The organism is Cellulomonas terrae (assembly GCF_007990265.1).
GTDB classification, from domain to species: domain Bacteria; phylum Actinomycetota; class Actinomycetes; order Actinomycetales; family Cellulomonadaceae; genus Cellulomonas; species Cellulomonas terrae.
In genome coordinates, this window is record NZ_BJWH01000001.1 from 73,751 (window position 1) to 85,989 (window position 12,239).

The 12,239-nt window shown below is 73.0% G+C and carries 11 protein-coding genes and 1 riboswitch; of the genes, 2 read left to right on the forward strand and 9 right to left on the reverse strand.

Annotation, left to right across the window (positions count from 1 at the left end; all coding sequences use genetic code 11):
• Positions 1-32: 32 nt before the first annotated feature.
• From CTE05_RS00330 to CTE05_RS00345, 4 genes are all read right to left on the reverse strand, one after another.
• Positions 33-914 carry a bifunctional methylenetetrahydrofolate dehydrogenase/methenyltetrahydrofolate cyclohydrolase gene (locus CTE05_RS00330; protein WP_146844149.1) on the reverse strand — a complete coding sequence of 294 codons (882 nt, stop codon included), beginning with the start codon at positions 912-914 and terminating at the stop codon, positions 33-35.
• Positions 914-2,203 (reverse strand): serine hydroxymethyltransferase, encoded by a 1,290-nt coding sequence (glyA, locus tag CTE05_RS00335; protein WP_146844150.1) that lies wholly within the window; start codon positions 2,201-2,203, stop codon positions 914-916. Before glyA ends, CTE05_RS00330 begins: the two co-directional genes overlap by 1 nt.
• Positions 2,204-2,268: 65 nt before the next feature.
• Positions 2,269-2,358, reverse strand: a riboswitch (ZMP/ZTP riboswitch).
• Positions 2,359-2,440: 82 nt separating this feature from the next.
• A complete protein-coding gene (locus tag CTE05_RS00340) occupies positions 2,441-3,889 on the reverse strand; it encodes a hypothetical protein (protein WP_146844151.1) in 1,449 nt (482 codons plus the stop codon).
• A gap of 103 nt (positions 3,890-3,992) precedes the next feature.
• Positions 3,993-4,496, reverse strand: a complete 504-nt coding sequence (locus CTE05_RS00345) for a GNAT family N-acetyltransferase (protein WP_146844152.1) — start codon at positions 4,494-4,496, stop codon at positions 3,993-3,995.
• A gap of 48 nt (positions 4,497-4,544) precedes the next feature.
• On the opposite strand from CTE05_RS00345, the gene purU reads away from it, so the two are divergent.
• Both purU and CTE05_RS00355 read left to right on the forward strand, forming a co-directional pair.
• On the forward strand, positions 4,545-5,408 hold the full coding sequence (gene purU, locus CTE05_RS00350; protein ID WP_146844153.1) for a formyltetrahydrofolate deformylase: 864 nt from the start codon (positions 4,545-4,547) through the stop codon (positions 5,406-5,408).
• 104 nt (positions 5,409-5,512) lie between these two features.
• Positions 5,513-6,883 carry an extracellular catalytic domain type 1 short-chain-length polyhydroxyalkanoate depolymerase gene (locus CTE05_RS00355; protein ID WP_146844154.1) on the forward strand — a complete coding sequence of 457 codons (1,371 nt, stop codon included), beginning with the start codon at positions 5,513-5,515 and terminating at the stop codon, positions 6,881-6,883.
• Positions 6,884-6,929: 46 nt separating this feature from the next.
• Here CTE05_RS00355 and CTE05_RS00360 read toward each other — a convergent pair whose 3' ends face one another.
• The 5 genes from CTE05_RS00360 to CTE05_RS00380 form a co-directional block, all read right to left on the reverse strand.
• Positions 6,930-7,943 (reverse strand): hypothetical protein, encoded by a 1,014-nt coding sequence (locus CTE05_RS00360; RefSeq protein WP_146844155.1) that lies wholly within the window; start codon positions 7,941-7,943, stop codon positions 6,930-6,932.
• A 132-nt stretch (positions 7,944-8,075) separates the two neighbouring features.
• Positions 8,076-9,248 carry a sugar ABC transporter permease gene (locus tag CTE05_RS00365; protein WP_146844156.1) on the reverse strand — a complete coding sequence of 391 codons (1,173 nt, stop codon included), beginning with the start codon at positions 9,246-9,248 and terminating at the stop codon, positions 8,076-8,078.
• Positions 9,245-9,985, reverse strand: coding sequence for an ATP-binding cassette domain-containing protein (locus tag CTE05_RS00370; protein WP_146844157.1), 741 nt, complete (start codon positions 9,983-9,985; stop codon positions 9,245-9,247). Before CTE05_RS00370 ends, CTE05_RS00365 begins: the two co-directional genes overlap by 4 nt.
• Positions 9,982-11,058 (reverse strand): substrate-binding domain-containing protein, encoded by a 1,077-nt coding sequence (locus tag CTE05_RS00375; protein WP_222595388.1) that lies wholly within the window; start codon positions 11,056-11,058, stop codon positions 9,982-9,984. The genes CTE05_RS00370 and CTE05_RS00375 overlap by 4 nt, the downstream gene beginning before the upstream one ends.
• On the reverse strand, positions 11,055-12,239 hold the full coding sequence (locus tag CTE05_RS00380) for an ROK family transcriptional regulator (RefSeq protein WP_146844158.1): 1,185 nt from the start codon (positions 12,237-12,239) through the stop codon (positions 11,055-11,057). The genes CTE05_RS00375 and CTE05_RS00380 overlap by 4 nt, the downstream gene beginning before the upstream one ends.

Sequence of the window (12,239 nt, forward strand, 5' to 3'; positions counted from 1 at the left end):
CCGAACCAGCCTGGCCCCGGTCGCAGGAGATGTCAGCCCAGCAGGCGCTCCGCGGTGTCCACCACGTTGCTCAGCAGCATCGCGCGGGTCATCGGCCCGACGCCGCCGGGGTTGGGCGACACCCAGGAGGCGACCTCGCGCACGCCGGGGTCCACGTCGCCGACGACACGGCTCTTGCCGGTCTCCGGATCGGTGGACCGCGAGACGCCGACGTCGATGACGACCGCCCCCGGCTTGATGATGTCCGCCGTGATGATCCCCGGCACGCCCGCGGCCGCGATGACCACGTCGGCGTTGCGGGTGTGCTCCGCGAGGTCCGCGGTGCCCGTGTGGGTCAGCGTGACGGTCGCGTTGATCTCCCGGCGGGTGAGCAGCAGCCCGATCGAGCGGCCCACCGTGACCCCGCGCCCGACGATGACGACGTCGGCGCCGCGCAGGTCGATGTCGTGCCGCTGCAGCAGGTCGATGATGCCCCGCGGCGTGCACGGCAGTGGCGAGGTCACCGGCTCGTTGACGCGCAGGACCAGGCGACCGAGGTTGGTCGGGTGCAGCCCGTCGGCGTCCTTGTCGGGGTCGACGAGCTCGAGCACCCGGTTGGCGTCGATGCCCTGGGGCAGCGGCAGCTGCACGATGAACCCGGTGCACTCCGGGTCCTCGTTCAGCCGCTGGACCGCCGCCTCGATCTCGTCCTGCGTGGCCGTGGCCGGCAGGTCCTCCCGGATCGAGGCGATGCCCACCTCCGCGCAGTCCTTGTGCTTGCCGGCGACGTACCAGCGTGAGCCGGGGTCGTCGCCGACGAGCAGCGTGCCGAGCCCGGGGCGGACGCCCCGGGCCGCGAGCGCCACGACCCGCTCGGTCAGCTCGGCCTTGATCCGGGCCGCGGTGGCGGTCCCGTCGAGGATCTGGGCCGTCATCAGTACTGCTGCAGGTCGGAGTACAGCGGGAAGCCGTCGGTGAGCTTGAGCACCCGGGCCTTGAGCGCCGCGACGTCGGTCGACGCACCGTTGATCAGCGCGGTCGCGATGATGTCCGCCACCTCGGTGAACTCGACGTCGCCGAAGCCGCGGGTGGCCAGCGCGGGCGTACCGATGCGCAGGCCCGAGGTGACGCGCGGGGGGCGCGGGTCGAACGGGACCGCGTTGCGGTTCACGGTGATGCCGGCGGAGTGCAGGAGGTCCTCGGCCTGCTGGCCGTCCAGGTCGGAGTGGCGCAGGTCCACGAGGACCAGGTGCACGTCGGTGCCGCCCGTGAGGACGGAGACACCGGCGGCCGCGACGTCCGGCGCGGAGAGGCGCTCGGCGATGAGGCGGGCGCCGTCGAGCGTGCGCTGCTGGCGGTCCTTGAACTCCTCGCTCGCGGCCACCTTGAACGCGACGGCCTTGGCGGCGATCACGTGCATGAGGGGGCCGCCCTGCTGGCCCGGGAACACGGCCGAGTCGATCTTCTTGGCGTACTCCTCGCGGCTGAGGATGAAGCCCGAGCGCGGGCCGCCGATCGTCTTGTGCACCGTGGAGGACACCACGTCCGAGTGCGGCACGGGGCTCGGGTGCAGGCCCGCGGCCACGAGGCCGGCGAAGTGCGCCATGTCGACCCAGAGCTTGGCCCCCACCTCGTCGGCGATGGACCGGAACGCCGCGAAGTCGAGCTGGCGCGGGTACGCGGACCAGCCGCCGATGATGACGTCGGGACGCTGCTCGAGCGCCTTCTCGCGGACGACGTCCATGTCCACGAGGAACGTCTGCGGGTCCACGCCGTACGCGCCGACCTCGTAGAGCTTGCCCGAGAAGTTGATCTTCATGCCGTGCGTGAGGTGGCCGCCGTGGGCCAGCTCCAGGCCGAGGATCTTGTCGCCCGCGCTGATCAGGGCGTGCAGCACGGCGGCGTTGGCCGTCGCGCCGGAGTGCGGCTGGACGTTCGCGTGCTCGGCGCCGAACAGCTCCTTGGCGCGGGTGATCGCGATGGTCTCCGCGATGTCGACCTGCTCGCAGCCACCGTAGTAGCGGCGGCCCGGGTAGCCCTCGGCGTACTTGTTGGTGAGCACGGAGCCCTGCGCCTGCAGGACGGCGCGGGGGACGAAGTTCTCGCTCGCGATCATCTCGAGCGTGCCCTGCTGGCGCGCGAGCTCACCGTCGAGGACGGCGGCGATCTCCGGGTCCAGCTGGGCGATGTTCTGATCCATCAGAGGGATCTGGTCGGCGCTCATGAAGCACTCCTGTCGGCAGTCAGCGTGTACGCGCGCGTCCGGCACCCGCACACTCGTGTGTGGTGACCGGGGGCCCAGGCGTCCGACCCGTTGGTCTGCTGCTGCGTCGCTCCCCGGTGGTGACCCACCTTGCTGCGCCAGTCGCGACCGGCACAGGGTAGCAAGCCGAACGCCGTGCCGGGAGTCTCACCGGTCCTGCGGAACGTGCCGCCCCGCGACGTGCCGCCGTCCGACTACTCAGAGGTACCCGCCGGAGCCGGTCCAACCGGTGGGGGCGTCCGAGGCAACGCGTGGCGTCCCGCGCAGCAGGAGCGCCGAGATGCCGCTCTCGGTCGTGGTCGAGAGCCAGCGGACCCCGGACAGAGGGCACTCCAACGTGACGGTCGTCCGCCCCGCCGGCGGCGTGCTCAAGCCGGGGTCCGGGCTGGGCCGCAAGTGGACCGACGCGTAGGCGGCCGCGAACGGTCCGGTCAGGCCAGAGGACTCCCAGCATCGGCAGCTGGTGGCTCCCGCGAGGCGGGCGCGGTCCTCGTCCGCGTCTCGTCGGAGGATGGCTCGGGCGTCGAGGAGGCGGACGGCCCGCACCCCGAGCACCCCGCCGAGGACGGGCAGCGCGACGAGCGGCACGAGCCAGAGCCCGACCGCGATCGCGTCGGGCGCGGTCGGCCAGTAGTCGGAACCGAGCCCAGAGAGACCCGCCGCAGCGACACTGCCTGCGATCAGGCCGACCAGGACGAGCAGGACGACGAGCCCTCGGACCTGCGTGGTCCCGTCCGTGGTCCGCTGCTTGCGCGCGTCGAACTGGAGCCGGTCGAGACCGAACCAGGCCCGCTCGTCGACGAGGGACATGCTCGGAATGATGCGCCAGCTCCGCCGGACGAGCCGAATGAGCACCACGCCGGCGAGCAGCCCGAGCACACCGGCGGCCAGCGTCGCCACGGCGGCGACGAGGAACGGCACGACGACGGCGGCCTTCGAGGCGGCGGGCCGGATCCTCTCACCGAGCTCCGCGAGTCGTGGCTGCGGCGGGCTGGTCCGGACCACGGCAGCGACCAGCATCGCGGCCCCTGCGGTGTCGCCCCGCTGCACCAGAGCGTCAGCCGTGCGCTTCGTCGTGCTCGCGTCCTCCCACGGTCGGGGGGACGTGGCGCGCAGCGACTCGGCGGCCTCGATGACCCGGACCGCCGCCCGGTTCCCGTCCTGCGTGTCCCGGCCGGCGACCCAGCCGGCCAGGAACCGGCTGAGCACGAGCGGGGTGTGGACCCCGTGGTCGACCGCCAGAGCGCGCCAGGCCTCGTCCGCCACCCCGACCTGCCCTAGACGGTCGCCCGTCACCGCCAGCACGTAGAGGTACATCGACCGGTACGCGCCCGGGATGGCTGCGCCGACGGCGACCAGCCGCGCGAACGATGCGTGATCGCCACCGACCGCGCGAGCCCCCAGGGCCACGACGTGATCGAGGTGCTGCGGGCCGCCGGCCGGGACGTCGGCGCGGCCGACGTCCGTCAGGATCGCCATCGCCCCCGCCGCATCGCCACGCAGGAAGGCGATGCCGGCGCGACGCGACGCGGTCTCCTGCGCAGGCAGGCCCGACTCCTCGATCAGCCGAGTCGCCAGGTCGAGCTCGTCGGCGTTGTCGGCCGCTCCCGCCCAGGCCATGACCAGCTGGCGGCGGTCGTCGTCCACGGCTTCTGGTGCCCGGGCGTCTGACAGGGCTTGCTCGCTCGGATCGGGCACACGTCAGCATCGGCGGCGCCGGCGTCGCACTTGAGCGAGGCCGGGTCTGGGATCAGGCGTCGACCTGCGAGCCGTCTCCGTCGCCCAGGATCTTGCGCAGGTACGCGTACGTCAGGTCGCCCGCGGTCTGGTCGTGCTGGTGCTCGTAGCCGTGCTTGGCGTAGAGCGCGAGGTTGTGGACCGAGTCGCGGCCGGTGAACACCCAGACCTCCTCGATGCCCTCGGGCAGGTGCGGCAGGATCGCCATGAGCAGCTGGGTCCCGAAGCCCTGGCCCTGCAGGTCGGGGGCGACGGCGAACCGTCCGAGGGTGGCCTTCGGGCCCTCGATGAGCATGCGGATCGAGCCGACGAGGCGGTGCCCGTACCAGCCGCCAAGAGTGATGACGCCCTCGCGCTGCAGGTCCTCCTGGAGCTCTTCGAGGGTCTGCGTGAGCGGCGGGATGTGGGGATCCCCGTACTGCTGGGCCTCGGTCACGAACGCGGCGCGGCGCAGCGTCAGCAGCTCACCGGCGTCGTCGATCGTCACGGAACGGATGTCGAGGTCGGGCTGCGTCATGCGGCCCATCGTGTCAGCCGATCCGCCCGACCACTACTCTCGGACCTCGTGTCCCCCGTCTCGCTGGATCCCACCCACCTGGTCCTGACGCTGTCCTGCCCCGACCGCCCCGGGATCGTGCACGCGGTGGCCGGGCTGCTGGCGGAGCACGGGGGCAACATCACCGAGTCGCAGCAGTTCGGGGACCCGTTGTCGGGGCTGTTCTTCATGCGCGTGCAGGTCACGGCAGCGACGCCGCGCGCCGAGCTCGAGGCGGCGTTCGCCCCGGTGGCGCGGCAGTTCGAGATGGACTGGTCGCTCGACGTGGTGGGCCGGCCCGTCCGCACCCTCGTCATGGGCTCGACGGCCGCGCACTGCCTGAACGACCTCGCGTTCCGGCAGCGGTCGGAGAACCTGCCGATCGAGCTGGTCGCCGTGGTGTCGAACCACACCACGCTGGCGCCGCTGGCCGAGTTCTACGGCATCCCGTTCCACCACGTGCCGGTGACGGCGGCCACCAAGGCGCAGGCCGAGGCGCGGCTGCTGGACCTCGTCGAGGAGCTCGACGTCGAGCTCGTCGTGCTCGCGCGCTACATGCAGATCCTGTCCGACGACCTGTGCCGCCGGCTCGCGGGACAGGTCATCAACATCCACCACTCGTTCCTGCCGTCGTTCAAGGGCGCCCGCCCCTACGCGCAGGCGCACGACCGCGGCGTCAAGCTCATCGGCGCGACGGCGCACTACGTGACGGGGGACCTCGACGAGGGTCCGATCATCGAGCAGGACGTCGAGCGCGTCGACCACAGCCGGCACGTCGAGGACCTGGTCGCGCTCGGGCAGGACGTCGAGCGGCGCGCGCTGGCGCGGGCGGTGCGCTGGCACGCGGAGCACCGGGTGCTCCTCGACGGGCACCGCACGATCGTGTTCCGCTGAAACGCTTCGCGCCCTGACCTGCGCGGTCGTCGGCGGGCATGCTCCGAAGGTCGATTCCGATAGATGGCTCGAAACTATCGGTCGCACTCTTCCGGAGGACACCGATGAAGCCGTCCCTGCGCCGCACCGTCGCGGCCGCCACCACCCTCGCGCTCGGAGTGCTCGGTCTCGCGGCCGCCGCCCTGGGCACCGCGCCCGCCGCGCAGGCCGCGTCCCTGGTCACCGTCTCCAGCTTCGGCAGCAATCCGGGCGGGCTCGGCATGAGCCTGTTCGTGCCCGACTCGCTACCGGCCAGGCCGGCCGTGGTCGTCGCGGTGCACTACTGCACGGGGTCGGCACAGGCGATGTACAACGGCTCGCAGTTCGACGAGCTGGCCACGCGGTACGGCTACATCGTCATCTACCCGCAGGCCAACCGGAGCGGGAGCTGCTTCGACGTGAGCTCGTCGGAGGCGCTGCGGCACGGTGGCGCAAGCGACCCGACGAGCATCGTCTCGATGGTCCGGTACGTGCAGCAGCGGTACACGACCGACACGAGCCGGGTGTTCGTCGCAGGGGTCTCGTCGGGCGCGATGATGACGCAGGTCCTGCTGGCCACCTACCCCGACGTGTTCGCCGCTGGCTCGGCGTTCGCGGGCGTCCCGGCCACCTGCTTCTCGACGACCTCTCCCCCGCCCGGAACCGGGGCGCAGGCACCCTGGAACAGCGACTGCTCCGGCGGGCGACTGGTGCGGACCGGCCAGCAGTGGGGTGACCTCGCGCGCGCCGCGTACCCCGGCTACACGGGTGCACGGCCTCGCGTGCAGCTCTGGCACGGGTCGCAGGACACGACGCTCAGCTACGTGAACCACGGCGAGGCCATCAAGCAGTGGACCAACGTGCTCGGTGTCAGCGCGACGCCGGCGTCGACCGACTACCCCGCGAGCAACCAGGTCCGGACGCGCTACGGCGCGACGGGCGACCGGGCGCCGGTGGAGGCGACCACGTTCCAGAACGTCGGCCACAACCTCCCCGTCGACGCCGCCGCGGCGATCCGCTTCTTCGGGCTGGACTCGACGACGACGCCCTCGCCGACGACCCCGGCACCGACCACCCCGGCACCGACCACCCCGGCTCCCACGACCCCCGCACCGACCACCCCGCCGCCCAGCCCGACGCCCTCGATCGGCTGCACCGTCACCTACACCGTGAACCAGTGGAACACCGGCTTCACCGGGAACCTCACCGTGCGGTCGAACGTGGCGCTCACCGGGTGGACGCTCACGTGGACGTGGCCGTCGGGTCAGGTCGTGACGCAGGCGTGGAGCTCGGTCACCACGCAGACCGGGTCGTTCGTCTCGGCGAAGAACGCCGCGTGGAACAGCTCGATCCCGGCGGGCGGCTCGTTCCAGTTCGGCCTCAACGGCTCGCACCCGGGCACGAACACGGCACCGACGGACTTCGCCCTCAACGGAGCCCCCTGCTCACGGGGCTGAGGGACGCTCGCGTGATGACATCGTTCCCCTCAGCGGAACGATGTCATCACGCGAGCACAAGGCAGGTGGGCGAGCACCGCCGTGGGCTGCCGGTCCAGCCGCGCGAGCGCAGCGCCGCCGCCACCTGCGCGGCCGTCGCGCACGGTTGCGCCACGACGTGCTGCCACCGGTAGCGCAGCGTGATCTCGGACCGCTCGATCAGGACGGCGTTGTCGCGCCAGGTGTCGAGGTCCGTGCGTCCCGATGGATGCGCGAGCTGCCCGTCCAGCTCGATCCGCACCCCGAGTCCGACGTGCACGCGGTCCGCGCGGATCCAGCGTCCACCGACCCGCTCACGCACCTGCGCATGCGCGACCGGCAGCCGGTGCGGCCGTTCGACGTCACGCACGTACCGGTGCTCGAGCGGGGACTCGACGCCTGACCCCTCGTCCCCGAGCAGAGCGCGGACCAGGCCCCGGTGCCGGAGGAAGCGCCGCTGACCGGAGTGCACCAGGAGTCGACCCGGCAGGACGCCGGCGCGGACCGCCGCACACACCAGACCGACCACGTCATCCTCCGAGTCGAGCTCGTGCACGAGGTCCAGCACCGTGACGTCGACGCCGATCGCACGCAGCCGCCCGCCTGCGTGCGGCATCTGCCGTCGGCGTCGGACGTCCAGGCCGGGCTGCTCCGACACGGTTCTGCGGGCCGGGATGCTCACCACGATGCGGGATCCGGGCGTCGCGACGATCCCGTGCACGAACGCCGCCGAGGAGTGCGACAGGGCTGCCCCGTCGCCGCAGTACTGCAGGGCGCCACGCGCGCGCTCCCGCCACGTGATCGTGCCCGAGTGCAGGACGACGACGCCACGCCACGGCTGCTGCCAGTCACCGCGGGCGATGCGTCGCGACGTCACCGCCCGGCCCACCCCCCACGAGCGCAGCTGCGCGGACGTCACCACGCTCTCCTGCCGCGCGATGAGGATCCGTGCTGCCGCGTCCACCTGCGGTGGGACCCGAGCTGCGGTCGCGTGGGACGGCTGTCGAGCCGCGGGGCGCTGGGGTCGTCGACCGTCGCTCATCAGCGCAGCGTCCCGCAGCACCAGCCTCTGGGAGACCCACGGTCCACAGGCCCCGGGGCGGCACGGTCGTGTGTGCACTTCGTTCCCCTGAGCGGAACGAAGTCCTCACACGAGCGCCGAGCGGGCGTGCCGTCAGGCCTCGCGGGCCCGGCGCTGGAGGGCGTCGATCGTGACGGCGACCGCCAGGACCAGGCCGGTGACGACCAGGCGGGCGGACTGGTCGAGGTTGAGCAGGGTGAGCCCGGTGGAGATGGACTGCACGACGAGGATGCCGACGAGGGCGGACCACGCCGACCCGCGCCCGCCGAACAGGCTGGTCCCGCCGATCACGGCGGCGGCGATCGCGGTGAGGTTGGTGTCCCCGGCGCCGCTGCCCTGGTTCGCGGCCGCGAGCCGGCCGACGGCCAGCACCCCGCCGAGCGCGGCGAGCGTCGAGCACGCGACGAAGGCGGACACGAAGACGCGTCGCACGGGCACCCCGGCCTTGCGCGCCGCCTCGGCGTCCCCGCCGACGGCACGGACGAACCGGCCCCAGCGGGTCCGGCGGAGCATCAGGTCCGTGAGCGCGACGAGCCCGACGAACAGCGCGAACACCGCGCCGACGCCCCGGTTGGTGCCGAGGTAGGCGACGACGACCGAGAGCCCGGCGGCCAGGGCGACGACCCGGGCCACGACCTGCCACAGGGGCGCGACGGGCAGCTCGGCGCGGACGCGCCGGACCCGGTCGGTCACCCGGCCCGCGGCGTACCCGGCCACGACCAGCGCGACGATCGCCCACGACGTGGCCGGCGCCAGGAACGCCGTCTGGCAGAACCGCACCAGCCACCACTCGAACGGCAGGTTCACGGAGCCGGTGGGGCCGAGCACGCGCATCTGCAGCCCGGTGATCACCAGGAGACCGGCGAGGGTGAACACGAAGCTGGGCACCGCCAGCCGGGTGTGCAGCGCCGCGTAGATCGACCCGACGAGCACCCCGACCGCGAGCGCGGCGAGGACCGCGAGCCACAGCGGCCAGCCGAGCTGGACCGAGCCGACGGCCACGACGGCCGCGGCCAGCCCGGAGACGGCGCCGACCGACAGGTCGATCTGCCCCACGTGCAGCGTGAGCACCACGCCGAGCGCGATGACGCCGGTCGCGGCGGCCTGCTGCGTGAGGTTGACCAGGTTGTCCGCGGACAGGAAGTGCGGGTTGAGCGCCTGGAACACGAGCCCGATCAGGACGAGCACCACGGCGACGGGCAGGACGCCGAGGTCGCCGGTGCGCAGCCGCTGCCACGTGGAGGCGGCCAGCCCGAGGTCGTTCATCGCTGGATCCCCGTCACGGCGGCGAGCAGCTCTTCGTAGCTGGTCCTCGCGGCGTCGAACTCCCCGTTGGTGCGGCCGAGCCGCAGGACGACGATGCGGTCCGCGACGGCCTGCACGTCGGCGAGCGAGTGGCTGGTCAGCAGGACTCCGTGGCCCCGCTCGCGCAGCCGCTCGACCAGCGTGAGGAACTCGGCGGTCTGCCGCAGCCCGAGGGCCGCGGTGGGCTCGTCGAGCACGATCACGCGCGGCTCCCCCAGCAGGGACCGGGCGATCGCGACAGCCTGGCGCTGCCCGCCGGACAGGGCGGCGACAGGCACGCGGACCGACGGCACCCGGGCGGCGAGCTGGTTGAGCAGCTCCCACGCGTGCTTCTCCATGGTGACCTCGTCGAGCAGCGGACCGCGCTGGGCCTCGTGCCCGAGGTACAGGTTCTCGACGACGTCCAGGTTCGCGCACAGGGCGAGGTCCTGGAACACCGCGGCGATGCCGAGGCCGCGCGCGACCGACGGGTCCGACAGCGTGACGGGACTCCCGTCGACGAGCACCTCGCCCTCGTCGGGGACGAGGGCTCCGGTCAGCGCGCCGACGAGGGTGGACTTGCCGGCACCGTTGTCGCCGATGACGGCCACCACCTCGTGGGCGTGCACCTGCAGGTCGACGTCGACGAGGGCGCGTGCAGCGCCGTAGCTCTTGGACACTCCCAGGAGCGCAAGGACGGGAACGGTGGACCCGGTCATGACGTCCCCCCGTCGAGCAGGCCTGCGGCGGTGCAGGCGTCGGTGTAGGGCTCCACGCAGATCTCCTCGGTGGTGTAGACGCCGCCGTCGACGATGACGCGGCGCACGTCGTCCAGGGTCACGGGCACGGGGCTGAGCAGCAGGGACGGCACTCCCTGCACCCGCGCGGTGGTGACCGGCACCTCACCGCGCAGCACGCGGACGGCGAGCTCGGCGGCGGTGCGCGCCTGCTCGCTGATCGCCTTGTAGACGGTCATGGACTGGTCGCCAGTGACGATCCGCTGGATGGCCGCGAGCTCGGCGTCCTGCCCGGTGACGGGCGGGACGGGGTCGAGCCCGGCGGCCTTCATCGCCGAGATCGCGCCACCGGCGGTCCCGTCGTTGGCGGCGTACACGGCGTCGACCTGTCCGGCGTACTGGGTGAGCTGGCCGGTCACCCACTCCTGCGCCTTGTCGGGGCTCCAGTCGGGGGTGTCGTAGGCGGCCAGCACCTCGATCGGGGCGCCCTCGAACGCGTCCGCGACCCCGGCCTCGAGCGCCGCGGAGTTCGGGTCGGTGGCGGAGCCGTTGACCAGGAGGACACCCTGCGGCGGATCCTGCGGCCCGGACCTCTCGGCCGCCAGGTCCCGGACGAGCGCGTCGCCCTGGAGGCGGCCGATCCGTCGGCTGTCGAACGAGACGTAGTAGTCGAGGTCGGCGTCCTGGATGAACCGGTCATAGGCGATGACGGGGACGCCGCGACGGTGCGCCTGCCCGACGATGCTCACGGCCGCCGCGGCGTCGACCGCGTCGAGCACGAGCACGCCGGCGCCCTGCGTGAGCGCGGACTCCGCCTGCTGCTGCTGCGCCGCCGCGTCCTGGTTGGCGTTGGCGTAGATGACGGTGCAGTCGGGGCAGCGGTCGGCCACGACCTTCTCGAACTGGGGGCGGTCGACGGCCTCATACCGGGCGGTCTTCGACTCCGGGAGCAGCAGGGCGATGACCAGGTCGGACGGGGCCGGGCCCTGGGGAGGTGGGGCGCACCCGGCGAGGGCGAGGAGCAGGGCCAGGGCGGCGAGCGGCGCGCGGGTCACACGACCACCGCCCCGGCGCCGGCGATCGTGACCGTGTCGAGCGCGACGGCGAGCGCCCCGCGCACCTCGGCCGCGGCACCGAGCTCCGCACCGACGACGGGTACGGGTCCGGCCGTGCTGGGGATGGTGCGCTGGGTGAGCGCCGTGCGCAGGGGCTCCAGGAGCATCTCCCCGGCGTCCGCGAGCTCCCCTCCGACGACGAGGAGCTCGGGGTCGAACAGGTTGCAGACACCCGCGGCGGCCACGCCGAGGTGGTGCCCGGCGTCGGCGATCACGCGCCGGCAGCCGGCGTCCCCGGCCTCGGCGCGCGCGATGACGTCGCGGAGGGTGAGGTTGCCGTGGCTGGGCCGCAGCATGTCGAGCAGCACCGGCGCGCCGACGTACATCTCCAGGCAGCCGCGGTTCCCGCACCGGCAGATGGGGCCCTGGTCGTCGATCGTCGTGTGGCCGATCTCCCCCGCGGCGCCGACCCGGCCGTGGAACACCTCGCCGCCGAGCACCAGGCCGCCGCCGACGCCGTGGGACGCCCGCACGTAGACGACGTGCTGCTTGCCGCGGGCGGCACCGAGGCGGACCTCGGCGAGCGCACCGAGGTTGGCGTCGTTGTCGATGTAGACGGGCAGGCCCAGCCGCTCGCCGAGCAGCTGCGGCACCGCGGCGCCGTCCCACCCGCGGAGCATGCCGAGGGAGGACAGCTGGCCTGTGCGGACGTCCACGGGCGCGGGCACGCCGACGCCGACGGCGAGCACCTCGGACAGCACGGCGTCGACGGAGTCCACCATCTCGGTCAGGAGCAGCGCCGCCCGCTCGAGCCCCTGGTCGGCGCGGTGGTCGGGCGGCAGCGGCATCCGCTGCTCGGCGACGATGCGGTGCGCCACGTCGGACAGTGCCACGCGCAGCGAGCGCGTGCCGAAGTGCATGCCCGCGACGAGCCCGAGGTTGCGGGCCAGCGTCACCTGCTGCGCACGGCGGCCGCTGCGCGAGGTGGGGGCCGTGTGCAGGACGCCGGCGCTCGTGAGCTCCTTGACGATGTTGGACACGGTGGCCGGGGACAGGCCGGTGACACCGGCCAGCTCGACCTGCGTGAGCGACCCACGCTGCTGGACGGCGCTGACGATCCGCGCCCGGTTGGCTTCACGCAGTGAAGTCTGGGAGCCCGGAGTAACCCGGTCATTGCCCAC

What these genes read in the sequence shown, in the direction of transcription:
- CTE05_RS00330 (WP_146844149.1), bottom strand. Translation starts at nt 914, where the DNA reads ATGACGGCCCAGATCCTCGACGGGACCGCCACCGCGGCCCGGATCAAG.
- glyA (WP_146844150.1), bottom strand. Translation starts at nt 2,203, where the DNA reads ATGAGCGCCGACCAGATCCCTCTGATGGATCAGAACATCGCCCAGCTG.
- CTE05_RS00345 (WP_146844152.1), bottom strand. Translation starts at nt 4,496, where the DNA reads ATGACGCAGCCCGACCTCGACATCCGTTCCGTGACGATCGACGACGCC.
- CTE05_RS00355 (WP_146844154.1), top strand. Translation starts at nt 5,513, where the DNA reads ATGAAGCCGTCCCTGCGCCGCACCGTCGCGGCCGCCACCACCCTCGCG.
- CTE05_RS00360 (WP_146844155.1), bottom strand. Translation starts at nt 7,943, where the DNA reads ATGAGCGACGGTCGACGACCCCAGCGCCCCGCGGCTCGACAGCCGTCC.
- CTE05_RS00365 (WP_146844156.1), bottom strand. Translation starts at nt 9,248, where the DNA reads ATGAACGACCTCGGGCTGGCCGCCTCCACGTGGCAGCGGCTGCGCACC.
- CTE05_RS00370 (WP_146844157.1), bottom strand. Translation starts at nt 9,985, where the DNA reads ATGACCGGGTCCACCGTTCCCGTCCTTGCGCTCCTGGGAGTGTCCAAG.